At 54.8% G+C, this 23475-nt stretch carries 21 protein-coding genes; 1 reads left to right on the plus strand and 20 read right to left on the minus strand.

Annotation, left to right across the window (positions count from 1 at the left end; all coding sequences use genetic code 11):
- Positions 1 to 77 precede the first annotated feature (77 nt).
- The 12 genes from lipB to leuS all read right to left on the minus strand — a co-directional run bounded on the left by lipB (position 78) and on the right by leuS (position 12635).
- The gene (gene lipB / locus GNG27_RS06500) at positions 78 to 719 is read right to left on the minus strand and encodes a lipoyl(octanoyl) transferase LipB (protein ID WP_156263196.1); all 642 of its coding nucleotides are present in this window, start codon (positions 717 to 719) and stop codon (positions 78 to 80) included.
- A gap of 92 nt (positions 720 to 811) precedes the next feature.
- Positions 812 to 1075, minus strand: a complete 264-nt coding sequence (gene ybeD, locus GNG27_RS06505) for a DUF493 family protein YbeD (RefSeq protein WP_003022706.1) — start codon at positions 1073 to 1075, stop codon at positions 812 to 814.
- A gap of 107 nt (positions 1076 to 1182) precedes the next feature.
- Positions 1183 to 2394: a D-alanyl-D-alanine carboxypeptidase DacA gene (gene dacA / locus GNG27_RS06510; RefSeq protein WP_142488668.1), complete on the minus strand. Its 1212-nt coding sequence runs from the start codon at positions 2392 to 2394 to the stop codon at positions 1183 to 1185.
- A gap of 139 nt (positions 2395 to 2533) precedes the next feature.
- Positions 2534 to 3655 carry an endolytic peptidoglycan transglycosylase RlpA gene (gene rlpA, locus GNG27_RS06515; protein WP_156263197.1) on the minus strand — a complete coding sequence of 374 codons (1122 nt, stop codon included), beginning with the start codon at positions 3653 to 3655 and terminating at the stop codon, positions 2534 to 2536.
- Between the two features lie 10 nt (positions 3656 to 3665).
- Positions 3666 to 4778: a peptidoglycan glycosyltransferase MrdB gene (gene mrdB / locus GNG27_RS06520; protein ID WP_032617027.1), complete on the minus strand. Its 1113-nt coding sequence runs from the start codon at positions 4776 to 4778 to the stop codon at positions 3666 to 3668.
- Between the two features lie 2 nt (positions 4779 to 4780).
- The gene (gene mrdA / locus GNG27_RS06525) at positions 4781 to 6682 is read right to left on the minus strand and encodes a peptidoglycan DD-transpeptidase MrdA (RefSeq protein ID WP_156263198.1); all 1902 of its coding nucleotides are present in this window, start codon (positions 6680 to 6682) and stop codon (positions 4781 to 4783) included.
- A 30-nt stretch (positions 6683 to 6712) separates the two neighbouring features.
- Positions 6713 to 7180, minus strand: a complete 468-nt coding sequence (gene rlmH / locus GNG27_RS06530; protein WP_003858701.1) for a 23S rRNA (pseudouridine(1915)-N(3))-methyltransferase RlmH — start codon at positions 7178 to 7180, stop codon at positions 6713 to 6715.
- Between the two features lie 3 nt (positions 7181 to 7183).
- Positions 7184 to 7501: a ribosome silencing factor gene (gene rsfS / locus GNG27_RS06535; protein WP_032617029.1), complete on the minus strand. Its 318-nt coding sequence runs from the start codon at positions 7499 to 7501 to the stop codon at positions 7184 to 7186.
- Between the two features lie 270 nt (positions 7502 to 7771).
- Entirely contained in the window at positions 7772 to 8425 is a 654-nt protein-coding gene (gene nadD, locus GNG27_RS06540; protein ID WP_156263199.1) for a nicotinate-nucleotide adenylyltransferase, read from the minus strand.
- Positions 8426 to 8428: 3 nt separating this feature from the next.
- Positions 8429 to 9460, minus strand: coding sequence for a DNA polymerase III subunit delta (holA, locus tag GNG27_RS06545; protein ID WP_156263200.1), 1032 nt, complete (start codon positions 9458 to 9460; stop codon positions 8429 to 8431).
- The gene (gene lptE, locus GNG27_RS06550) at positions 9460 to 10038 is read right to left on the minus strand and encodes an LPS assembly lipoprotein LptE (protein WP_156263201.1); all 579 of its coding nucleotides are present in this window, start codon (positions 10036 to 10038) and stop codon (positions 9460 to 9462) included. The genes holA and lptE overlap by 1 nt, the downstream gene beginning before the upstream one ends.
- A 14-nt stretch (positions 10039 to 10052) precedes the next feature.
- A complete protein-coding gene (leuS, locus tag GNG27_RS06555; RefSeq protein ID WP_156263202.1) occupies positions 10053 to 12635 on the minus strand; it encodes a leucine--tRNA ligase in 2583 nt (860 codons plus the stop codon).
- A gap of 213 nt (positions 12636 to 12848) precedes the next feature.
- Here leuS and GNG27_RS06560 point away from each other — a divergent pair, with 213 nt between their 5' ends.
- Positions 12849 to 13331 carry a zinc ribbon-containing protein gene (locus GNG27_RS06560; protein ID WP_142488675.1) on the plus strand — a complete coding sequence of 161 codons (483 nt, stop codon included), beginning with the start codon at positions 12849 to 12851 and terminating at the stop codon, positions 13329 to 13331.
- A 76-nt stretch (positions 13332 to 13407) separates the two neighbouring features.
- On the opposite strand, the gene GNG27_RS06565 is transcribed toward GNG27_RS06560, so the two are convergent.
- From GNG27_RS06565 to lnt, 8 genes are all read right to left on the minus strand, one after another.
- The gene (locus GNG27_RS06565) at positions 13408 to 15195 is read right to left on the minus strand and encodes a filamentous hemagglutinin N-terminal domain-containing protein (RefSeq protein WP_156263203.1); all 1788 of its coding nucleotides are present in this window, start codon (positions 15193 to 15195) and stop codon (positions 13408 to 13410) included.
- Between the two features lie 67 nt (positions 15196 to 15262).
- A complete protein-coding gene (locus tag GNG27_RS06570) occupies positions 15263 to 16939 on the minus strand; it encodes a ShlB/FhaC/HecB family hemolysin secretion/activation protein (RefSeq protein ID WP_156263204.1) in 1677 nt (558 codons plus the stop codon).
- A gap of 340 nt (positions 16940 to 17279) precedes the next feature.
- A complete protein-coding gene (gene rihA, locus GNG27_RS06575) occupies positions 17280 to 18215 on the minus strand; it encodes a pyrimidine-specific ribonucleoside hydrolase RihA (RefSeq protein WP_156263205.1) in 936 nt (311 codons plus the stop codon).
- A 119-nt stretch (positions 18216 to 18334) separates the two neighbouring features.
- Positions 18335 to 19060 (minus strand): amino acid ABC transporter ATP-binding protein, encoded by a 726-nt coding sequence (locus GNG27_RS06580; RefSeq protein ID WP_103823591.1) that lies wholly within the window; start codon positions 19058 to 19060, stop codon positions 18335 to 18337.
- Positions 19060 to 19734: a glutamate/aspartate ABC transporter permease GltK gene (gene gltK / locus GNG27_RS06585; RefSeq protein WP_142488679.1), complete on the minus strand. Its 675-nt coding sequence runs from the start codon at positions 19732 to 19734 to the stop codon at positions 19060 to 19062. Before gltK ends, GNG27_RS06580 begins: the two co-directional genes overlap by 1 nt.
- Entirely contained in the window at positions 19734 to 20474 is a 741-nt protein-coding gene (gltJ, locus tag GNG27_RS06590) for a glutamate/aspartate ABC transporter permease GltJ (protein WP_142488680.1), read from the minus strand. Before gltJ ends, gltK begins: the two co-directional genes overlap by 1 nt.
- 158 nt (positions 20475 to 20632) lie before the next feature.
- Positions 20633 to 21541 carry an amino acid ABC transporter substrate-binding protein gene (locus tag GNG27_RS06595; RefSeq protein ID WP_185902340.1) on the minus strand — a complete coding sequence of 303 codons (909 nt, stop codon included), beginning with the start codon at positions 21539 to 21541 and terminating at the stop codon, positions 20633 to 20635.
- A gap of 393 nt (positions 21542 to 21934) precedes the next feature.
- Positions 21935 to 23473 (minus strand): apolipoprotein N-acyltransferase, encoded by a 1539-nt coding sequence (gene lnt / locus GNG27_RS06600; protein ID WP_142488682.1) that lies wholly within the window; start codon positions 23471 to 23473, stop codon positions 21935 to 21937.
- Positions 23474 to 23475 lie beyond the last annotated feature (2 nt).

Here is a 23475-nt window from a genome sequence, read left to right on the forward strand (position 1 = left end):
ACCAGGCATTGATGTAAAGCGTAAAAGCCTTCAAATAAGAATGGCCCATCAAATAATGAGCCAACGGGAGGCAGTAATTAAGCAGGAATATATTTATGGGGTGGATTGTTTAGCAGGGCTAAAAAAGCATTAACCAAATGAGGGCGTGCAATTTCCGGGGTAATGTTCTCTACCCACTGACGCATTTGCGCCATTTCCATCCCGGCATAACCACAAGGATTGATGCGCTGGAAAGGCGAAAGATCCATATTGATATTTAAAGCAAGACCGTGAAAAGAGCACCCTTTGCGAATACGCAGACCGAGAGAGCATATTTTCATTTCGCCAACATAGACGCCGGGCGCATCCGCGCGCGGGTGCGCATCAATATCAAATTCGGCCAGCGTATTGACTACCGTCTGTTCAAGCAGCGTTACCAGCTCGCGTACGCCGAGCTTCCTGCGCTTCAGGTTGAGCAGGACATACATCACCTGTTGGCCCGGGCCGTGGTAGGTGATTTGCCCGCCACGATCGCTCTGGATCACCGGGATATCGCCAGGCATCAGCAGATGCTCTGCTTTTCCGGCCTGGCCCTGGGTAAACACCGGGGGATGTTCTACCAGCCAGATCTCATCCAGCGTGTTCTCGTCGCGCGTGTCGGTGAATTCATGCATAGCCTGGGAGACAGGTTCATAGGGCTGCAGCCCAAGCTGGCGGACGAGAATAGTATCCTGATACAAAACGATATCTCCGAACAAAGGGACAAACTGTAGCGGGGAGTATATCACAGAGGGGAAACAGGTTACCCGGCCATGCGGGTAACCGAAAGGCGTTACAGCACCATACGTACGATATCGATATTACCGAGCTCTTCGTACAGCGTCTCGACTTGTTCAATATGCGTCGCCGTGATGGTGATAGACACGGAGTGGTAGTTGCCTTTGCTGCTTGGTTTCACCGTCGGAGAGTAGTCGCCTGGCGCGTGGCGCTGTACCACTTCAACCACCTGATCAACCAGCTCAGGCAACGCCTGCCCCATTACTTTGTAAGTAAAAGGAGTAGGGAATTCAAGCAGTTCGTTAAGTTTGGTTTTCATGTGAGCTCCGGCAGTACGTCAAAAAAAGAATAACTCCCACGTTGGGTGGGAGTTATCAGGTTACATAGTATATGGGGACGGAAATCACACTTTCAAGTGTTCAATTCTTAACCAAACCAGTGATGGAACATCAATTTAATGTAATCAATGATTTTGCCGAAGAAATTGCCTTCCGGGATTTCATCCAGCACCACCAGTGGGCGCTGATCGATAGTTTTGCCATCAAGCTGGAAGTTGATGGTGCCCACGACCTGGTTTTTCTGCAGCGGGGCGTGCAGCTCGCTGGCGTTCAGCACATAGCTGGCCTTCAGATCTTTCATGCGGCCGCGTGGGATAGTCAGGTAGAGATCTTTATCGACACCCAGGGAGGCGCGATCGTTATCCCCAAACCATACCGGCTCAGAGGCGAACTCTTTACCCGCTTTCAGTGGGTTCACAGTTTCGAAGAAGCGGAAGCCCCAGGTCAGCAGCTTCTTGCTCTCGGTTTCACGCCCTTTGAAGGTACGACCGCCCATAACCGCTGAGATCAGACGCATCTGACCTTCGGTGGCAGAGGCTACCAGGTTGTAACCGGCTTTATCGGTGTGACCCGTTTTGATGCCGTCAACGTTCAGGCTGTTATCCCACAGCAGGCCGTTGCGGTTGGTCTGACGAATACCGTTAAAGGTAAACTCTTTCTCTTTATAGATGGTGTATTCGTTTGGCACGTCACGGATCAGCGCCTGGCCAATCAGGGCCATATCGCGTGCAGAGCTGTACTGACCATCAGCATCCAGGCCGTGAACGGTCTGGAAGTGGCTGTTTTTCAGGCCCAGCGCGGAAACGTAGCTGTTCATCAGGCCGACGAAGGCATCCTGGCTGCCCGCAGCAAAATCAGCCATCGCCACGCAGGCGTCGTTACCGGACTGCAGGTTAATACCACGGATCAGCTGGGATACGGGAACCTGCATGCCTGGTTTCAGGAACATCAACGAGGAGCCCTTAAACACCGGGTTGCCGGTAGCCCATGCATCGTTACCGATGGTCACCAGGTCGGTTTCTTTGAATTTACCTGCTTTCATGGCCTGACCGATGACGTAGCTGGTCATCATTTTGGTCAGGCTGGCCGGGTCGCGTCGTGCATCAGCGTTCTGTTCAGCCAATACTTTGCCGGAGTTGTAGTCGATCAGGATGTAGGATTCCGCGTCGATCTGCGGAACGCCCGGGATCATGGTCTTGATATTCAGGTCATCGGCGTGAGCCACGGAGAGCGTGGCTGCGCAAAGCGCCGTAGTGAGCGCCATGCGCTGCATAAAACGAGCGGAGAAAGTGGTCTTCATGGTCAGAACAACGACATCCGTGATGGAATTAAAAAAAGTGCCTTACTATAGCAAATGCTATACAGGCAGGCATCCGACTTTCAGCATGAGAGTGTGAATCAACATGACAAATACTGACAATTCGGATACCGCTGATTAATCATTTCGCAACGGCGATAAACGACTGTAACTGCGCCTCATTCTGCAGACGCTGCTGCAGCGCTGCTGCTTCAGATTTGCTGGCAAACGGACCTAGCTGAATACGCCATACCGCGCCATTTTGCTCAACGCGGCCCGGCACGCCGAACTGTTGACCGAGGCGTTGCTGATACTGCTGGGCACGAGCCCGATCGCTGACCGCGCCAACCTGCACGACGTAGCCGCCGGCCTGGGCTGGTGCAGAAACGGGCGCCGTCACCGGTGCCTGAGTTGGGGCCGAAACAGGGGCTGTGACCGGCGCCGTCTGGTTCACTGGCGCAGTGACAACCGGCTGAGGTGCAGGCGGTTCGCTGCCTTCCAGCACCCCAGAGGCGAGCGTGGTCGGTGCGCCAAGGAAGCCGCTGCTGCTGACCGGCGCGCCCATGCTGTCTTCGCTTTTCAGCGTGTCGTTACTGATGGGACGCACGTCACCCTGCGGCGCAGGTTCGGAAACGGACGATGCACCACCCATACCGCTGCTCAGATCGGGACGCGCGGGCAGGGCGTAAGTCTGTTTTGCCACGGTGGTACAGGCCATACCTGGACCCGAGAGCGAACCGTCCTGAGCAACAATAATCGGGTCGATGCGCACTTTGGTGTTATTGGAGGTATTCAGGCGGTCGGCCGCGGCGCGCGACAGCGAGATCGCGCGATCGTTGCCGTAAGGGCCACGATCGTTGATACGCACCACGATCATCCGGCCATTCGCCAGGTTGGTGATACGCGCGTAGCTCGGGATCGGCAGAGTCGGGTGCGCAGCGGTGAGCTGCATCGGGTCGAACGCTTCGCCGCTGGCGGTCAGGTTGCTTCCCGGTTCGGCATCATAAATAGCCGCCAGGCCTGCCTGACTGAATCGGGAGAGATCCTGAACGATTTTGTAGCTTTTACCGTCGCGTTCGTAATCCTGATTAGCGGTGGCGCTCAGCGGTTCAAAACGCGGATCGGCTCCGCTGATCTCAACCACCGGACCATTACATACTGCCGGCTGCGCCGGTGCGACGGCAGCTTGCTGCTGACCGTCGTCACTTGTACAGGCTGCCAGTAAACTCACTGCGATGCAGATCCCAGACCACTGCTTACGCATTGCGTGCCCCTTATACGCTTTTTGACAACATTTTTCTGTGTGTGTGGATCGACATCACGATCCCGAACCCGGCCATCAGAACGATCAGGGCCGAGCCTCCGTAACTCACCAGCGGAAGCGGTACGCCTACCACCGGCAGAATACCGCTCACCATACCAATATTTACGAAAACATAAACGAATAAAATCAACATCAAGCCACCGGCCATCACCCGGCCAAAGGTGGTTTGCGCCCGGGCGGCTATCCACAATCCGCGCATGATTAACAGCAGGTACAGCGCAAGCAGGATCAATATCCCCACCAGCCCTAACTCTTCCGCCAGAACCGCGAAGATAAAGTCGGTGTGGCGTTCGGGCAGAAACTCAAGCTGCGACTGGGTGCCGTGCAGCCAGCCCTTGCCGCGCAGGCCGCCAGAGCCGATCGCAATCTTCGACTGTATAATATGATAGCCTGCTCCGAGCGGGTCGCTCTCCGGATCGAGCAACATCATCACGCGCTGGCGCTGATAATCGTGCATCAGGAAGAACCACAGGATCGGGATAAAGGCGGCAACCAGTACCACCGCAATGCCGATAAGCCGCCAGCTCAGCCCGGAGAGGAACAGAACAAACAGGCCGGAGAGGGCGATCAGAATTGAGGTGCCGAGATCCGGCTGCGCGGCGACAAGCAGCGTAGGCAGGAAGATCAGCACCAGCGCGATAGCGGTGTTTTTCAACGATGGTGGGCAAACGTCACGGTTTATGAAGCGAGCCACCATCAGGGGAACAGCGATTTTCGCAATCTCTGAGGGCTGAAAACGCACGATACCGAGGTCCAGCCAGCGCTGCGCGCCTTTTGAGATAGCGCCAAACGCATCCACCGCCACCAGCAGAATGATACAAAAAATATAGAGATAGGGCGCCCAGCCCTCGTAGACCCGTGGAGGGATCTGCGCCATCACTACCATCACCACCAGACCCATGGTGATCTGGCCGATTTTGCGTTCCGTCATGCCGAGATCCTGGCCGCTGGCGCTCCAGATGACCAGGGCACTATAGACCAGCAGCGCCAGCAGGATTAGCAGCATGGCCGGGTCGATGTGGATCTTGTCCCACAGCGATTTTTTATTCGGATTATCCGTCACGATTATTGGTCCTCCGCGCCGGCGGCAGCCGGGCTTTCACTCGGCAAGTCAGTGTTGTTATCACCCAGCATGATGTGGTCAAGGATCTGGCGCATGATGGTACCGACCGCCGGGCCTGCACCGCCGTTTTCCAGAATAATCGACACGGCGACCTGCGGGTTATCGTATGGAGCAAACGCAATCATCAGCTTATGGTCACGCAGACGTTCAGCAATTTTATGCGCGTTATAGGTTTCGTTCGCTTTCAGGCCAAAGACCTGCGCGGTACCGGATTTCGCCGCAATTTTATAGGGTGCGCCAGCAAAGTACTTATGCGCCGTACCGTTTGCGCGGTTGGCCACGCCGTACATCCCGTCTTTGGCAATTTCCCAGTAACCGGAGTGGATATCGCCCACCGGCGGCTCGTGCGGCTGCGACCACGGCACTTTTTTGCCGTCTTCGACGGTGCTCATCAGCAGGTGCGGCACTTTTACCACCCCATCGTTGATAAGGATCATCAGCGCTTTGCTCATCTGAATCGGCGTTGCGGTCCAGTAGCCTTGTCCGATCCCCACCGGAATGGTGTCACCCTGGTACCAGGGCTTCTTAAAGCGTTTCAGCTTCCATTCGCGGGTGGGCATGTTGCCGGAACGCTCTTCTGACAGGTCGATACCGGTATAGTGACCATAACCAAATTTGCCCATCCACTCGGACAGACGGTCGATACCCATGTCATAGGCGACCTGGTAGAAGAAGGTATCCGCCGACTCCTCCAGCGATTTAGTGACGTTCAGATGGCCGTGTCCCCACTTCTTCCAGTCGCGGTAGCGTTTTTCAGAGCCAGGCAACTGCCACCAGCCCGGATCGAAGAGACCGGTATTGCGGGTGATCACCCCGGCGCTCAGCGCGGAGACTGCCACATAAGGCTTAACCGTCGATGCCGGCGGATAGACGCCCTGGGTTGCGCGGTTGATCAGCGGCGTGTTGGGGTCGTTGAGCAGGCCCGAATAATCTTTACTGGAGATGCCATCCACGAACAGGTTCGGGTCGTAGCTCGGGGTGGAGACCAGCGCCAGAATGCTGCCGGTGCGTGGGTCGGTCACAATCACCGCCGCACGGCTGCCTGCCAGCAGGGTTTCAACATACTGCTGGAGTTTGAGATCCAGGGTCAGATAGATGTCATGCCCGGCCTGCGGCGGCACCTCTTTCAGCTGACGGATAACCCGGCCGCGGTTGTTAACTTCAACCTCTTCGTACCCGGTCTGACCGTGGAGTATATCTTCGTAATAGCGCTCAATGCCCAGCTTGCCAATATCATGCGTCGCCGCGTAGTTGGCGAGCTTGCCGTCTTTGTCCAGCCTTTCGACGTCTTTATCGTTGATTTTTGAGACGTAGCCGATGACGTGCGTCAGGGCAGAGCCGTACGGGTAGAAGCGGCGCTTGTAGCCTTTGACTTCCACACCGGGAAAGCGGTACTGGTTTACGGCGAAACGGGCCACCTGTACTTCGGTGAGGTTGGTTTTAACCGGGATCGACGTAAAGCGATGCGAGCGGGAGCGCTCTTTTTTGAAGGTGGCAATATCGTCGTCATTTAGATCGACCACGCTGCGTAGCGCTTCGAGCGTATCCTGCACGTTATCGACCTTTTCCGGCATCATTTCGATCTGATAGATCGTGCGGTTCAGCGCCAGTGGCGTACCGTTGCGATCGTAGATAATGCCGCGGCTTGGGGCGATGGGGACGAGTTTGATGCGGTTTTCGTTGGAGCGGGTCTGGTAATCGGTAAAACGGACAATCTGCAGATTATAGAGGTTGGCGATCAGTACGCCAGTCAGCAGCAAAATCCCCAAAAAGGCGACGAGCGCCCGGCGCACAAACAGCGCGGACTCAGCCGTATAGTCGCGAAAAGAATTCTGTAGTTTCATCCGCTGCTTAATTTATCCAGGACGTCATCATTACTCACGGTGATAAGGATGGTTAGTCGTGATGCTCCACGCGCGATAGAGACTTTCAGCAACCAACACCCGAACCAGCGGGTGGGGGAGCGTCAGCGCGGAGAGAGACCAACTCTGTTCTGCTGCCGCTTTGCAGGCGGGAGATAACCCCTCCGGACCGCCGATTAACAGGCTGACGTCGCGACCGTCCTGCTTCCAGCGCTCCAGTTCATGCGCCAGCTGCGGTGTATCCCAGGGCTTGCCCGGAATATCGAGCGTGACGATGCGGTTTTTGCCTGCGGCAGCCAGCATCAGTTCACCCTCTTTATCGAGAATGCGTTTGATATCTGCGTTTTTGCCGCGTTTACCGGCGGGGATCTCCACCAGCTCAAACGGCATGTCTTTCGGAAAACGACGCAGATATTCAGTAAACCCCGTTTGTACCCAGTCGGGCATTTTTGTGCCGACGGCTACCAGTTGCAGCTTCACGCATTAACCCCAGAGTTTTTCCAGCTCATACAGGCGACGGCTCTCTTCCTGCATGACGTGGACAATCACATCGCCAAGGTCAACGACGACCCAGTCAGCGGTCGCTTCGCCTTCTACGCCCAGCGGCAGCATACCGGCAGCGCGGGATTCCTGAACCACATGGTCAGCGATGGACGCAACGTGGCGAGTGGAGGTACCGGTGCAGATAATCATGCAATCGGTGATGCTTGATTTGCCCTGAACGTCGATGGCGATGATGTCCTGACCTTTCAGGTCATCAATTTTGTCGATAACAAAATCCTGGAGTGCTTTACCCTGCAAGTTTTCCCCCTGGGAGAGTGAGATTGAATAACTGTAAATTCGTAGCCAGACAGTATACCTGAACTGGCCGCAGTGTCGGGACAAATGTCACCGGACGGGCCTGCGAAGGCGGGTATCATCCCACCCTATGCCGGAGATTGCATCGCCATTTTTGTAAAACAGTTTTTGTAAAACAGTGCTGGCGGGAAGTCTGGCAGCGGAGGATATCAGCCTGGACGGGGGTGTCAATGGCGAGAGCGCGAATGGCGCGCTTTTTCTCCCGCCGCCCGGTCAGTTGCTGCTTTTCTGATACAGACCTTGCTGTTGAATGTAACGCAGCACCGCAGCCGGCAACATCTCATCGCAGGGGAGCCCCTGCTGCAGACGCTGGCGGATCAGCGTGGCCGAAATATCAAACCACGGCGTTTCCGCCAGGTAAATTTTACCGGCCGGCAAGCTATGCAGATCCTCAACCTGGTGCGTCAGGTGCTGCTCCAGCCACTGCTGATGCTGCTCCTCTTTCATCGTCAGGGAATAGCCCGGGCGACGAAAGACGATCAGATGGCTGTTATCGAGGATCGTCTGATATTGATACCAGCCCGGGAAGTTAAGCAGCGAGTCCTGGCCGATGATAAATGCCAGGGGGGTCTCCGGCCCCTGTTCGGCGCGCCACGCCTGCAGCGTTTCGGCGGTATACGACGGGGTGTCCCGGCGCAGCTCGCGTTCATCAAGGCGAAACAGCGGCTTATCGGCAATCGCCAATGCCAGCATCTCTTTACGCTGTGCAGGGCTGGCCTCGGGCTGCGGGCGGTGCGGCGGCACGTTGTTCGGCATAATTGTGACGCATTGCAGGCCAATCTGGTTCGCCAGAATCTCGACCGGTTTTAGATGCCCGTAGTGGATCGGGTCAAAGGTGCCGCCAAACAGGGCTTGTAGAGAGTGCATCTTTTACCCCTCTATAAAAATATCGGCCAGCGCCTTGTGGCACAGCAACAGCGAAAGACTTTCCAGCTCTGACCAGATCGACTGACCGTAATCCTGCTTCAGGGTCAGCTCGGTACGCGTCAGCAGCTGAACGGCCTGGCGCAGCTGTTCCGGACTCAGGCGATTCAGGGCCTCGGTGGTCATACCGCGACGGTTCTGCCAGACCCGGTGTTTATCAAACAGCGCACGCAGAGGAGTATGCGCTGACTGACGTTTCAGGGTTAGCAGCAGCAGCAGTTCACGCTGCAGGGTTCTCAGGAGGATCACCGGCTCACTGCCTTCAAGACGCAGCTGTTGCAGAATATGCAGGGCGCGCTTGCTCTTCGCAGAAAGTAGGGCATCGACCCAGTGGAAAGGGGTGAAGTGGGCCGCGTCGTTAACCGCCTGCTCGACGCGCGGCAGGGTCAGTTTGCCATCCGGCCAGAGCAGAGACAGACGCTCAAGGGCCTGGGCAAGGGCCAGCAGATTACCTTCGTAGCAGTAACAGAGCAGTTGGTTGGCAGCATCATCCAGCTCCAGATTGCGCTGTTTAGCCCGGGCCGCGACCCATTTGGGCAGGTGCGCTTGTTCCGGGGTCTGACAGGTCACCAGCACCGAATGGTTTGCCAGCGCCGTAAACCAGGCGGCATTCTCCTGGGCTTTGGTCAGCTTGTTGCCGCGAACAATCAACAGAAGATCGCCGTGCAGCAGGCTCACCAGCGTGGCTAGCTGTTCGTTGATAGCGGCATTGGGGCCGTTTTCAGGTAACTGAATAAGCAGGGTTTGCCGGGCGGCAAACAGACTCATTGCCTGGCAGAGGGAGAAAATCTCCTGCCAGTCGGTGCTGTTATCCAGAGTGAAACTGTGGTGCTCGTCAAAGCCCTGGGTGGCCGCAAGCTGACGTACGGCGTCCTGGCTTTCCTGCAACAGCAACGGATCGTTTCCGAGAAGCAGATACGCCGCGCGCAGCCCTTCATTGAGCTGCGCGCGGAGTTGTTCAGGGTACAACCTGAGCATTACTGACCCAGCGTCGTGGAGACGCGAGGTGAGGATGCCGTTGGCTGAGCACCAGGCTGAGCTTTAAGGTCATTCTCTTTTTCTGCGGTATGGACGCTCGGCAGCTTACGGATCAGCTGCTCCGCTGCCTTGTCATACATTTCGTTAATGATAATGCTCTGCTCAGCATCTTTCGCCAGCGCAGTCTGCGGGTTATCGAAGAACGAACGGTAGACCTTGGTGCTGATAGGGTAAATATCGCTACCCGGGATCAGAACCGCGGCGTGGACTTCCATCACCATCTGGTATTCCGCAGTACGACCATCCTGGAAGATGGAGGCGGTATCCTGGCTCAGGGTCGAGCTTAATACGCGGAATGACGGTATATCCTGGCGCAGCGTTCCTTTTTCGATCAGGTCAACGCCGTTAAGACGCAGCTGGTTACGAATGGCACGGCTCAGCGGACCATTTGGATCGCCCGAATCGAAAATCATCGTTTTCATCTGTTCCGGCACCTGTGTGGTATTGCGCAGGTGCCAGCCACAGCCGGCGGTGACCAACACCGCCAGCGATAACAGTAATGTTGCCAGTTGTCGCACGCTTCCTCCCGCGCTTAGCCAACGACCAGGTTCAGCAGTTTACCGGGCACGTAGATCACTTTACGTACGGTAACGCCATCGAGATACTTCGCCACCAGATGTTCCTGGCCAGCACGCTCGCGGACCTGCTCTTCGGTTGCATCAACCGGAACAGTGATTTTACCGCGAACTTTGCCGTTGACCTGAACGACGACCAGGGTGGTGTTTTCCACCATTGCGGATTCATCCGCCACCGGCCACGGTGCATTGTCGATATCGCCTTCGCCGTTCAGCTCCTGCCACAGGGTAAAGCTGGCGTGAGGGGTGAACGGGTTCAGCATACGGACAACCGCCAGCAGCGCTTCACGCATTAAGGCACGATCCTGCTCGCCTTCCTGCGGGGCTTTCGCCAGCTTGTTCATCAATTCCATAATAGCCGCAATTGCGGTATTGAAGGTCTGACGGCGACCAATATCATCGGTCACTTTAGCAATAGTTTTATGCACATCACGGCGCAGCGCCTGCTGATCTTCAGTCAGTGCTGCGGTATCCAGTGCCGGTGCTTCGCCCTGAGAAGTGTGCTCATAAACCAGCTTCCAGACACGCTTCAGGAAGCGGTTAGCGCCTTCAACGCCGGACTCCTGCCACTCGAGAGTCATGTCTGCCGGGGAGGCAAACATCATGAACAGACGCACGGTATCGGCACCGTAACGCTCAACCATCACCTGCGGGTCAATGCCGTTGTTTTTGGACTTCGACATTTTGCTCATGCCGGTATACACCAGCTCGTGACCCGCGGCATCTTTCGCCTTAACGATACGGCCTTTCTCGTCGCGCTCAACGATGGCATCAACCGGAGAAACCCAGTTACGCTCGCCGTTCACGCCCACGTAGTAGAACGCATCCGCCAGCACCATACCCTGACACAGCAGCTGTTTGGCTGGCTCGTCAGAGTTCACCAGGCCCGCATCGCGCATCAGCTTGTGGAAGAAGCGGAAGTAGAGCAGGTGCATGATGGCGTGTTCGATCCCGCCGATGTAGATGTCGACCGGCAGCCAGTAGTTTGCTGCATCGGAATCCAGCATGCCTTCCTGATACTGCGGACAGGTATAGCGCGCGTAGTACCAGGAGGACTCCATAAAGGTGTCGAAGGTGTCGGTTTCACGCAGCGCAGGCATGCCGTTCACGGTGGTCTTCGCCCACTCAGGATCGGCTTTGATCGGGCTGGTGATGCCGTCCATAACCACGTCTTCCGGCAGGATCACCGGAAGCTGATCTTCCGGGGTTGGCAGAACGGTGCCATCTTCCAGAGTGACCATCGGGATTGGCGCGCCCCAGTAACGCTGACGGGAAACCCCCCAGTCGCGCAGACGGTAGTTAACTTTACGCTCGCCAACGCCCAGTGCGGCCAGTTTGTCAGCAATAGCGTTAAAGCCCTCTTCGAAGCTCAGGCCGCTGAATTCGCCAGAGTTGAACAGGGTGCCTTTTTCGGTCAGCGCCTGTTCGGACAGGTCCGGCTCAGAGCCGTCTGCCGCGAGGATAACCGGTTTGATCGCTAGGCTGTATTTGGTGGCAAATTCGTAGTCGCGCTGATCGTGACCCGGAACGGCCATCACCGCGCCCGTACCGTACTCCATCAGTACGAAGTTGGCTGCCCAGACCGGGATCGCTTCGCCGGTCAGCGGGTGCGTGGCGTAGAAACCGGTAGCAACGCCTTTCTTCTCCATGGTCGCCATATCGGCTTCGGCCACTTTGGTGTTGCGGCATTCGTCGATGAAGGCAGCCAGTTCCGGATTGTTCTCTGCCGCTTTCTGCGCCAGCGGGTGACCTGCGGCCACGGCCAGATAGGTCGCACCCATAAAGGTGTCCGGGCGGGTGGTGTAAACGGTCAGTTTCTGATCGTAGTTCTCAACGTTGAAGGTGATTTCCACCCCTTCAGAACGGCCGATCCAGTTGCGCTGCATGGTTTTCACGGTATCTGGCCAGTGATCCAGATTATCCAGATCGCTCAGCAGTTCGTCAGCGTAAGCGGTGATTTTGATAAACCACTGCGGGATCTCTTTACGCTCAACCTTGGTGTCGCAGCGCCAGCAGCAGCCGTCGATAACCTGTTCGTTCGCGAGAACGGTCTGATCGTTCGGGCACCAGTTAACGGCGGAGGTCTTCTTGTAGACCAGCCCTTTTTTGTACAGTTCGGTGAAGAACTTCTGCTCCCAGCGGTAGTATTCCGGGGTGCAGGTCGCCAGCTCGCGGCTCCAGTCATAGCCAAAGCCCAGCATCTTGAGCTGGTTTTTCATGTAGGCGATGTTGTCGTAGGTCCATGGCGCCGGTGCGGTGTTGTTTTTTACCGCAGCGCCTTCAGCTGGCAGGCCGAACGCATCCCAGCCGATCGGCTGCAGGACGTTTTTACCCAGCATGCGCTGATAGCGGGCGATCACATCACCGATGGTGTAGTTACGCACGTGGCCCATGTGTAGTCGGCCAGAAGGATAGGGAAGCATCGACAGGCAGTAATACTTCTCTTTGCTCTCGTCTTCGGTGACTTCAAAAGTGCGCTTCTCGTCCCAGTGTTGCTGGACTTTCGATTCTATCTCTTCCGGGCGGTATTGCTCTTGCATGGCAGCCAGTGGTCCTGTGTTCAATACAGCTACAAACGTAGCCAATGGATGTGGTAATTCAGATCCGCATAGCATAGCCCAAACGCCCGCGTCAAAACAGCCTTTACCTCAAAAGCGCCTTGCAGGAATTTACGCAGAGTGTGGATGACCTGACAAAGCGGGGCGCAAATAAGGTCTATCATTAGAGAGAGTTACTTACCCAGGAGGCAAATGATGAACAAGGTTGCTCAATTTTACCGTGAACTGGTCGCCACATTAACCGAACGTCTGCGTAATGGTGAGCGTGATATTGATGCGCTCGTCGAGCAGGCGCGCCTGAGGGTGACGCAGACGGGTGAGTTAACACGTACTGAAGTGGAAGAGGTGACCCGGGCGGTGCGCCGCGATCTGGAAGAGTTCGCCCGCAGCTACGAAGAGAGTCAGGATGAGGTCGCCGACAGCGTCTTTATGCGGGTGATTAAGGAGAGTCTGTGGCAGGAGCTGGCGGATATCACCGATAAAACGCAGCTGGAGTGGCGCGAGGTATTCCAGGATCTCAATCATCATGGGGTGTATCACAGTGGAGAAGTGGTTGGGCTGGGTAATCTGGTTTGCGAGAATTGCCATTTTCATCTGGCGATCTATACGCCGGATGTCCTGCCGGCCTGCCCGAAGTGCGGGCACGATCAGTTCCAGCGTCGCCCCTTTGAGCCCTGAAATAACGCTGGCGTAACTGCCGCCAGCGTTATCTGAACCGGCACGGTGAATGCGCTGTGCCGGTTTCTGTTGCGCGCTATTTAGTATTAATTTCAGTCGCTTTAAAGGCCTGTGAGCCGCCCATATTGTTGGCGTATTTCTGCTTAGAGTTCAGAACCAACTTATTGGCGGACAGGCTGCCAGCTCCACAGGTTTTTAAGTTGAGGAAACCACATTTGTAACCTCCATTTACTACCTGCGTCGCGTCCAGCGTCATCGTCTGGGCCGCTTTCATGGTGCCCTGGTTAGTAATCTTGCCCTGGTTTTGCGTGTTGATGGTCAGGTCGCCCTTCGATTCAAGCAGCCCGGTGTTGAGCAGGTCTTTCTGGGTCAGAATATTCAACGTTCCGCCGATGATATTACCGGTATTGGTGGTGACATAGTTATCGAAGTTCATGTCGGCACTATTTCCACGAATGCTGCCACCATTGCTCAGCCAGTGGCTATGAGCGGTTAAGGACTTACCCACTTCCAGCATGCTTCCATAGTCTGTAATCAGGCTGCCGTTGGTGGCCAGTGCGATATCGTTACCAGAGATGATACCGGCGTTAGTAATTTCACCTGACGTCAGACTGCCATTTTTCGCCGCCTGAACTTGTGCTGTGGTGTAACCATAAATATCGCCGGTGACTTTAAGCGTGTCGCCGCCGAAACTGACGGACGTATTTTGCGCACGCAGAGAACCGCCGTGGTCGACGTTGCCAAGTACGTTGACCGAGGCCTGATTATCCGAACCTAACCAGGAGCCATAAGCGGTAGTCAGATTGCCGCCGGTGTTCACTGCCAGGGACTGGGCTGCATGGATTGTTCCTTTATTTTCCATGTTACCGGAGGCAGAAACGGCCATTGACCCGGTGTTGCTGATCTCACCAGTGTTAACAAGATTGCTCAGGGTATTGAGCATGGCGATGTTTTTGGTGGTAATGGTGCCTGAATTATTCAGTTCCCCAGCGGAGACCATCTGGGTCACGAAACCTTTGCCAACGATTTGGCCTTCGTTAATCAGGGAGCCATTGCTGCTCATCGCGAGGGTAGAATTGGCGATAATCGCTCCTTTATTGCGTACGCCAAAGCCCAGATTATTGCCGATCATGGTGATGCTGTTTGCTTTCACTCCACCCAGCATGCTGATATCGATGCTGTACTCCGGCATCAGAAGGTGCTTCAGGCTGGCCGATTTTTGGTGAGAGGTCAGTTTTCCTGTGCTGTTGTCAAAAGTAAAATTACCCCCGCCAATAATGGCGTTGGCGGCAGTGATGGTACCGTTGATATTGATGGCATCGGCCAGAATCACCGCATAGTTATTCGCCGCGTCCATTCCATCCTTACCGATGGTAATGTTGCCGCCAGTCACGTCATAGCTGCTGATGGCGCCGGTATCGCTAAAGTTCACTTTGCCGGTCGTCAGAACGGCTTTGTTGGTGTTGATGAAGCTGCAGCCTGAGCAGGTGATACCGTTTGGGTTAGCGATAACCATATCGGCTTTTTGCCCACCGACTTCAATAAAGCCCTGCAATGAACTGGATTTGTTGGAGATGACTTCATTTAAGATCACTGACGCACTGCCGTTGGTCAGGTTGTTATTTTTAGCGATATTGCCCAACGTATTATGGGTATAATTACTGCCATTGTTGTTGAGTATCATCCCCTTGCTGCCAACATTAAATTCGCGATACATATTATGCGATACCCCGGCAGCGTTTGGCGCCTCAATATCGATAATTTGCGTACCCGTCTGGTGGGTATAAATCGTGGGATCGGCATAGACAAATGAAGACGTTAACGCGGTTGCAAATGCAACATAAGAAAGTTTGAATTTAAACATTAATTTAGTCCTTTAAATAATACGAATCTGTAACGGTATTGAAAGAAGTTGAATGATTTGATTAGTGTTAATACCTCCACTGCAATGAAAAGCCCATATTGAATGCCTGCGAATGAAACGCATCGGGTTTTATTACTGGTGTACCGATAAAAATATCATATTGCGTTGAGAACTTTTCTCCACGCAATCCTGCAACGGCCCCCGATAATACTTTTCCCTGATTATATTGTTCACTTCCCGTCAGCCTGCCAATGTCCAGACCGGTATAAAATTGTTGACTGGTCGACGGAATATCCCAGATGAAATCGTTACGCCAGTACCAGCCCTGGTTACCGGACAATGTCCTTTCGCCATCGAAGCCACGTATGGTCCAGCGGTTGCCAATATTCATTTTATTATCCGTAGATAACAGGTCCGGACTGAACTGCGCACTGATTTGTGGAGCATAGGTAAATGAATCACCCGTCGCCGCAAATTTCATATAAGCCTGGAGTTCGGCATGCAGCACACGCGCTTGCTTATCATACAAGCCCGCTTTTTCTTCTGGAGTGGCTGAGGAGCTTAGCCAGGGCAATCTGTTTTGCATGCCCACCGAGGCCTCAACGACTTTATTGGCAAAGTAGCGCTGGTGGCGAAGCGTGACATCCCAGGCCGGGTTTTGCTTGCGCATAACGCGAAGTTCGCTGCCGCCAAAATAGTAACGTGAACGATTTTTGAAAATTTTCGCATCGAGGCTGGTTTTCTGCGTGCGGGTGTGTGAAAGCAGGCGCGTCACGGTCGCGCTGTAGTAGCGATTTTTACTCTCATAATCCGTTGTAGACCACCGTCCCCGAAACTGCTGAAGATACTCGCTCTGCGCAGCGTACAGGCTCAGATTCCAGTAGCCAAAGGGGATGGAGTAATAAATACTGCTATTTTTATTACCTTCATTGTGCTGGTTGAACTCAACGTCGCCGCCGCCCGCAACGTACAGAATGTCATTGAGCGACGCCATGTCATACAGGTAGAGCGCACCGCCGCCCAGATAACGCCCACTGGACCGGCTGCCCGCATCATTCAGCCATGCGCTAACCTGCCAGGGCTTTCCCATTTTTCGGGTCAGACGGATGTCTGTTTCGCTGAAGTTTTGCCCGGGTACCAGTTGCATATGGGCAGAGGATCCCGGGAGACGTTGCAGGTTTGCCATTCCCTGTTCGAGGTCGGGCAGGCGCAGAATATCGTCGCGGGAAAAGGGCAGCGAATTCCACAATGTGGTTCTTGTCACCGGTTCATCGGCGGAATAGGCGATGTGACCAATTTTTCCATAGGTCAGGGTCAGCCGTAATATGCCATTATCCAGGGACTGAGAGGGAACATCAATGAGCGAGGTAATATACCCTTTGGCAATTAATTCATTTTGCATCGTGCGGGCCAGTAAACGGATCCCTTCAATCCCAAGACATTTTGATTTCGCCTGAAAGATTATTTTTTTCAGCAGCCGCTGAGTCAGTTCATTATTCTCTGACTCAACGTTAATTTCGTTGATGAATTTACAGTTATTCTCTTCGGGAAAAATTATTTTCTCCTCTGCGGAATTAATCTGAGAGGGCTGATATTGTTGTTGCTGGGGAGTAAGCGAGGCTTCACGAGCCCGATCCTGTTCAGCCTGGTTGCTAACAGGATACGCCGTGCTGGCATTAGCATTATGACAAAGCGTAATAAAAATAATACAACCGGCAATCAAGCCGCTGTTACTGATTGACATGAAGCAATATCCATTTTGTTTCATTGGGCAGGTTATCATCTCTGCTTCTGAACATATGAATATCCTTCTCAAAATGTAAACAGATGCAGCGCCGCCACATTAACGCGACAGCGTTAATTTGAACAATAAAAACTATCTTAAGAATAAGTAAATAGCCCGGGCAAACTTGACGGAGAAGAACCAGGGGGGATAGGGTGAAAGGTTAACGAAAAGCAGTTTCTTAAGCCAGGCTCATATTCTCATTTAAAGATGAATTTGTATCTCAATTCGTGGATATCTGACTTTGACCGATGCGTTTTTCTTCAGTTGGAACACGCCCCTGCATTCAGGGGCGTGGGGGCTAGCTGTAAAATTTCAATCGCTCAGCCAGTAAATCAACAAAGGCTTCACGATCGATATCCGTCATGACCGTCGTATTCGGCGTATTGCCGGTCAGGAAATAATAATCGACCACCGTCATTCCCTGGGTATATTTTCCCTGCGTCTCAATGCCGACCCAGCGATCCACCGTGGTGAAGATCGCTGGTTTCAGCAGCCAGGCGATGGTGCAGGGATCGTGCAGCGGCGCGCCCTGGAAGCCCCACTTCTCGGTTTTGTGGTACTCCATAAAGAAATCAAGCAGCTCCGCGACGGTGGCCGCCACCGGGTTGCCGATCCGCCGAAAACGCTCGATATCTTCCGCCATAATTTGCGCCCGATGGGTCACGTCCAGACCGGCCATCACCACCGGAATGCCGGACTGGAAGACGATTTCAGCCGCTTCAGGATCGACAAAGATGTTGAATTCAGCCGCGGGTGTCCAGTTACCCAGCCCCATGGCACCGCCCATGATCACAATCCGGGCGATTTTAGCATGCAGCTCCGGGTGGCTATTCAGCAGCAGGGCGACGTTAGTTTGTGGGCCGGTAGCCACCAGCGTTACCGCTTCGGGGCTTTCGCGCAGTACTTTTGCCATCAGCTCTACGGCAGTGCAATCCAGCGGGGCAAAGCCCGGCTCGGGCAGGGCGGGGCCGTCAAGGCCGCTTTCCCCGTGGACGTTATCGGCAATAATCAGGTCGCGCATCAGGGGCTTAATTGCCCCGCCAGCCACCGGAATATCGCTGCGTTTCAGCAGGGTCAGCATCCGCAGCACGTTGCGCAGGGTTTTGTCCGGGGTCTGGTTTCCGGCAGAAGAGGTTACCGCTCTGAGTTCCAGTTCGGGTGAGGCAAGGGCCAGGACGAGTGCGATCGCGTCATCATGACCTGGGTCGCAATCAAGAATAATCGGTAGTGCCATAGCGTTCTCCGTTCACAGCATATGTGTGACAAGGTTAACGCTGTCATTGCTAATCGACGAGAAGAAGGGGTGTAAAACGTGAACAGGTGCGCAATCTGAGCGATTGCGCACCGGGGAGATTAATGCAGGATTTTGGCGAGGAAGTCTTTGGCGCGTTCGGATTGCGGGTTATTAAAGAACTCTTCTTTTGCAGAGTCCTCCACGATTTTACCCTCATCCATAAAGATCACGCGGTTTGCGACTTTACGCGCAAAGCCCATTTCGTGAGTGACCACCATCATGGTCATACCTTCCTGCGCCAGTTGAACCATAACATCCAGCACTTCATTGATCATCTCCGGGTCAAGTGCGGAGGTTGGCTCATCAAAAAGCATCGCCACCGGGTCCATACAGAGCGCACGGGCAATCGCCACACGCTGCTGCTGACCACCGGAGAGCTGCGCCGGGAATTTATCGGCATGGGCGGAGAGGCCCACGCGCTCCAGCAGTTTCAGCCCCTTCTCGCGTGCGGCCGCCTTATCGCGTTTGAGGACCTTCACCTGCGCCAGGGTCAGGTTCTCAATGATCGACAGATGCGGAAAGAGTTCGAAATGCTGGAACACCATCCCGACGTTAGAACGCAGCTTCGCCAGGTTGGTTTTCTTGTCATTTACTTTGGTGCCGTTGACGATAATCTCGCCCTGCTGCACTGGCTCGAGGCCGTTCACGGTTTTGATAAGCGTGGATTTTCCCGAGCCGGACGGCCCGCAAACTACCACTACCTCACCTTTTTTCACTTCCGTAGAGCAGTCGGTCAGCACCTGAAAGTGCCCATACCATTTAGAAACATTTTTCAGGGAAATCATTACACTGTCCTTTTCTTCAGCCAGCTGACCAACAGCGACGCGCTTAAACTAATTGCAAAATAGACCGCACCTGCGAACAGGATCATCTCAACCTGAGTCCCATCGCGCTCGCCGATGGTGGAGGCGGTGCGGAAGAAGTCTGCCAGGCTCAACACATAAACCAGAGAGGTATCCTGGAACAGCACGATACCCTGGGTCAGCAGCAGCGGAACCATGGCGCGGAACGCCTGCGGCAGAATGATAAGCTTCATCGACTGCCAGTGGGTCATGCCTAACGCCAGTGCAGCGCTGGACTGCCCGCGGGAGATACTCTGGATCCCGGCGCGGATAATCTCTGAATAGTACGCCGCCTCAAACATCGAGAAGGCCACCATCGCCGAGATCAGGCGGATATCGGACTTCGGCGACAGACCAAGCACATCCTGCAGCAGGCCCGGTACGATCAGGTAGAACCACAGCAGCACCATTACCAGCGGGATGGAGCGAAACACGTTGACGTAGGCAGTAGCAAACCAGGCGACAGGCTTAAAACTCGACAGGCGCATCACCGCCAGCAGGGTGCCCCAGACTATCCCGATAATGACCGCCGTCAGGGTGATCTTCAGGGTGATGATCAGACCATCAATCAGGTAGGGCAGGGAAGGAACAATGGAACTCCAGTCAAACTCGTACATTATTTGCCCCCCAGATTGCCCGGCAGGCGAACTTTACGTTCGACCAGGTTCATGACCAGCATAATCACTGCATTGATCAGCACGTAGGCCAGAGTAATGGCGGTGAAGGATTCCCACGCGTGGGCGGAGTAATCCAGCAGTTTGCCCGCCTGCGCGGCCATATCAACCAGACCGATGGTGGAGGCGATGGCCGAGTTTTTCACCAGGTTCATCATCTCCGAGGTCATCGGCGGCACAATCACGCGATAGGCATTCGGCAGCAGCACATAGCGGTAGGCCTGGGGTAAGGTCAGACCCATCGCCAGGGCAGCATTTTTCTGTCCGCGGGGCAGGGACTGGATCGCGGCGCGCACCTGCTCGCACACGCGGGCGGCAGTGAACAGACCCAGGCATAGCATGGAAGAGACAAAGAACTGAACGTTAGGATCCAGTTCAGATTTGAACCACATGCCAATATCTTCCGGCAGCAGTTCCGGGATAACCAGATACCAGGTAAAGAACTGCACGATTAACGGAACGTTACGGAACAGTTCGACGTAGCAGGTTCCCAGCGAGGAGAGAAAACGGTTAGGCACGGTACGTAAAATACCGAACAGCGAGCCGACGAGGAAGGCGATGATCCAGGCGGTGATCGACAGTGCGACAGTGACCTGAAAACCGCTCCACAGCCAGCCAAGATAGGTGGTGTTGCCGAACGGGGCTTGCTGCAGGAAAATGCCCCAGTTCCAGTCGATTGACATAATAAACTCCAGAAAAAAAAGGGTAGCAGCGCTACCCTCGAAGATTGGTGAGAAGCTTTAATGTTCGCGCTGAGTGGGGAACGACCACTCAACGTTTAGTCTGTCCGCGCTTCCCGACAATCGAGAGGGCAGGAGGTCCCGCCCCTTAATGGTTCTAATTAGTTAAGTGCTTTGTCATTCGGTTCTTTAAACAGAGCCTTCATGTCATCAGACAGCTCAAAGTTCATGTTCAGATTTTTTGGTGGGATTGGGTTCTTGAACCACTTATCGAACCATTTTTCCGCGTCGCCGGAGGTCTGAACCTGAGCGATGGTGTCATCGACCAGTTTCTTAAATTCCGCGTCGTCTTTACGCATCATGCAGCCATAGGCTTCTTTGGATTGCGCGGTGCCGACGATTTCCCAGTTGTCCGGTTTCTTCGCTTTCGCACGCTCACCGGCCAGCAGGGCATCATCCATCATAAACGCAACGGCGCGGCCGCTTTCCAGGGTACGGAAAGAGTCGCCGTGGTCTTTGGCGCTGATGATGCGCATGTCCATTTTCTTCTCTTCGTTCAGCTTGTGCAGCAGCACTTCAGAGGTGGTACCGGAGGTCACGACTACCGCTTTGCCTTTCAGGTCTGCGAAGTCTTTAATCTCGCCGCCTTTTTTGGTCAGCAGACGGGTACCGACCACGAAGATGGTATCGGAGAAGGCCGCCTGTTTCTGACGCTCAAGGTTGTTGGTGGTGGAGCCGCACTCAAAATCGAAGGTGCCGTTTTGCAGCAGCGGGATACGGTTTTGTGAAGTGATTGGGATCAGCTTCACTTCCAGGTCCGGTTTATTAAGCTTTTTCTTCACCGCGTCAACGATCGCGTTGGAGTAAGCCTGAGAGTAACCCACGACTTTTTGCGTGTTGTCGTAGTATGAGAACGGAACAGAGGATTCACGATGGCCGACCACAATCACGCCGTTTTTGGCGATTTTTTCCAGCGTACCGCCCGCTGCCGGGGCAGCATCTTCGGCGTGCACGACGCCCGCGGACAATCCCATTACCAGCATTGCTGTGGCCAGTTTACGTAATTGCATATCCAACTCCTTTTTTATCAACGTCAGGTGCGCATTGATATTCGGTGTGATGTTGTTATAACTCGCGCGATACGAGTGCAGTGTTATACGTGTTTGTTAACATTTAGTTTGGCTTAATGTAAAGATTTTGCTGCGTTATTGTTTATTTTTGCGAAGCGCGCCGCACCATTCAGAGGCATAAATCTGCCGTTGCACCGTTTCGGTGCTACCGGTGAACAATGCTGGTGCGACCGGGTTGCACGTTAAGCCAAATCGCGTTTGCGTGAATAAACAAAGCAATAGGCGTGCCAGAGTTGGGGAGAGTGGGGAATTGCCCGGCGGCGCTTTGCTTGCCGGGCCTACAAACGTAGGCCGGGTAAGGCGAAGCCGCCACCCGGCAACAGAGGGGAAATGTTACTTACGACGCTGACGAAGGCTCATCAGCACGGCGCCAAAGCCGAACAGCGCGGTCAGGATCCACAGCGGCCAGTTGCCGGTACGAGCGTAAGGCGTCAGCCCGGTCGTTGGCGTGACCTTCGCAGTCAGCACGTCGCGGGTAAACTGCGGCAGCATGGCCTGAATTTCACCCTGCGGGCCAATCACCGCCGTAATGCCATTGTTGGTACTGCGCAGCAGCGGACGCGCCAGCTCCAGGGAACGCATGCGCGCCATCTGGAAGTGCTGCCACGGGCCGATCGACTTACCGAACCAGGCATCGTTAGAGATGGTCAGGAGATAGTCGGTATTGGGACGGAAATTATCCCGCACCTGTTCACCGAGGATGATCTCGTAGCAAATGGCAGCGGTCAGCAGGAAGCCGTGGGCGCTCAGCTGAGGCTGAACGTAGGAGCCCCGGCTAAACGAGGACATCGGCAAATCGAAGAACGGCGCCAGCGGACGCAGAATCGACTCCAGCGGCACAAACTCACCAAAGGGGACCAGGTGATTTTTGTTGTAGCGGTTGGTCGACTCGTAGCTGTACGGGTTGTCTTTTCCTAGCGTGATGATGGTGTTGTAGGTGTCGTAACGGTTTTGCTTGTTCAGACGCGCATCCACAATACCGGTGATCAGGGTGGTGTCACGGGCGCGCAGCAGATCGTCCATCATGGCGAGAAAACGCTGCTGGTTGATCTCCAGATCCGGGATCGCCGACTCCGGCCAGATAATCAACTGGGATTTACCCATCTCTTTCTGGGTGGCATCCAGATAAATTTTCAGGGTGTTGATCAGCTGACCTTCATCCCATTTCAGCGACTGGGGAATATTGCCCTGCACCATCGACACCTGGGTGGCGCGTTCCGGCTCAAGGGTAAACCACTGGATATAACGCAGTGGGAAAGGCAGGGCAAAGAGGATCAGCGCCGCCGCCAGCGGACGCCAGTTGCGCTGTACCAGCGCTAGTACCAGCAGGCCGCTCACCACCATCAGCAGGAAGTTGATCGCCTCGACGCCCATTACCGGCGCCAGCCCTTTCAGCGGCCCGTCGATCTGGCTGTAGCCAAACTGCAGCCAGGGGAAGCCGGTCAGCACCCAGCCGCGCAGGAATTCGCTGCACTGCCAGACTACCGGGGCGGCAATCGCCACCCGCAGCCAGCTGGTTTTCGGCCACAGGCGCGACAGAATACCGGCAAACAGACCGGTATAGAGCGAGAGGTACGCCGCCAGCAGCACCACGAGGAAGATATTCACCGGTCCCGGCATGCCGCCAAATTGCGCGATACTGACGTAAACCCAGTTAATACCGGAGCCAAACAGGCCCAGTCCCCAGAAATAGCCAATCGCCGCCGCCTGTACAGGACGTCGGTTCAGGGTCAGCCCCTGAAGTCCCATCAGGGAGAGGAGGGCCGCAGGCCAGAAGTCATAAGGGGAAAAAGCCAGCGTACCGCTGGCTCCGAGGATCAGCGCCAGCAGCAGACGTACGCGCTGGCGTTCAAGCAGTGGGGCAAATGCCATTT

This window comes from Leclercia sp. 119287, assembly GCF_009734485.1.
Classification (GTDB): Bacteria; Pseudomonadota; Gammaproteobacteria; order Enterobacterales; family Enterobacteriaceae; genus Enterobacter; species Enterobacter adecarboxylatus_C.

What these genes read in the sequence shown, in the direction of transcription:
- GNG27_RS06595 (WP_185902340.1), bottom strand. Translation starts at nt 21,541, where the DNA reads ATGCAATTACGTAAACTGGCCACAGCAATGCTGGTAATGGGATTGTCC.
- GNG27_RS06570 (WP_156263204.1), bottom strand. Translation starts at nt 16,939, where the DNA reads ATGTCAATCAGTAACAGCGGCTTGATTGCCGGTTGTATTATTTTTATT.
- nadD (WP_156263199.1), bottom strand. Translation starts at nt 8,425, where the DNA reads ATGCACTCTCTACAAGCCCTGTTTGGCGGCACCTTTGACCCGATCCAC.
- GNG27_RS06560 (WP_142488675.1), top strand. Translation starts at nt 12,849, where the DNA reads ATGAACAAGGTTGCTCAATTTTACCGTGAACTGGTCGCCACATTAACC.
- GNG27_RS06580 (WP_103823591.1), bottom strand. Translation starts at nt 19,060, where the DNA reads ATGATTTCCCTGAAAAATGTTTCTAAATGGTATGGGCACTTTCAGGTG.
- ybeD (WP_003022706.1), bottom strand. Translation starts at nt 1,075, where the DNA reads ATGAAAACCAAACTTAACGAACTGCTTGAATTCCCTACTCCTTTTACT.
- rlpA (WP_156263197.1), bottom strand. Translation starts at nt 3,655, where the DNA reads ATGCGTAAGCAGTGGTCTGGGATCTGCATCGCAGTGAGTTTACTGGCA.
- leuS (WP_156263202.1), bottom strand. Translation starts at nt 12,635, where the DNA reads ATGCAAGAGCAATACCGCCCGGAAGAGATAGAATCGAAAGTCCAGCAA.
- rihA (WP_156263205.1), bottom strand. Translation starts at nt 18,215, where the DNA reads ATGGCACTACCGATTATTCTTGATTGCGACCCAGGTCATGATGACGCG.
- holA (WP_156263200.1), bottom strand. Translation starts at nt 9,460, where the DNA reads ATGCTCAGGTTGTACCCTGAACAACTCCGCGCGCAGCTCAATGAAGGG.
- dacA (WP_142488668.1), bottom strand. Translation starts at nt 2,394, where the DNA reads ATGAAGACCACTTTCTCCGCTCGTTTTATGCAGCGCATGGCGCTCACT.
- gltJ (WP_142488680.1), bottom strand. Translation starts at nt 20,474, where the DNA reads ATGTCAATCGACTGGAACTGGGGCATTTTCCTGCAGCAAGCCCCGTTC.
- mrdA (WP_156263198.1), bottom strand. Translation starts at nt 6,682, where the DNA reads ATGAAACTACAGAATTCTTTTCGCGACTATACGGCTGAGTCCGCGCTG.
- GNG27_RS06565 (WP_156263203.1), bottom strand. Translation starts at nt 15,195, where the DNA reads ATGTTTAAATTCAAACTTTCTTATGTTGCATTTGCAACCGCGTTAACG.
- lnt (WP_142488682.1), bottom strand. Translation starts at nt 23,473, where the DNA reads ATGGCATTTGCCCCACTGCTTGAACGCCAGCGCGTACGTCTGCTGCTG.
- gltK (WP_142488679.1), bottom strand. Translation starts at nt 19,734, where the DNA reads ATGTACGAGTTTGACTGGAGTTCCATTGTTCCTTCCCTGCCCTACCTG.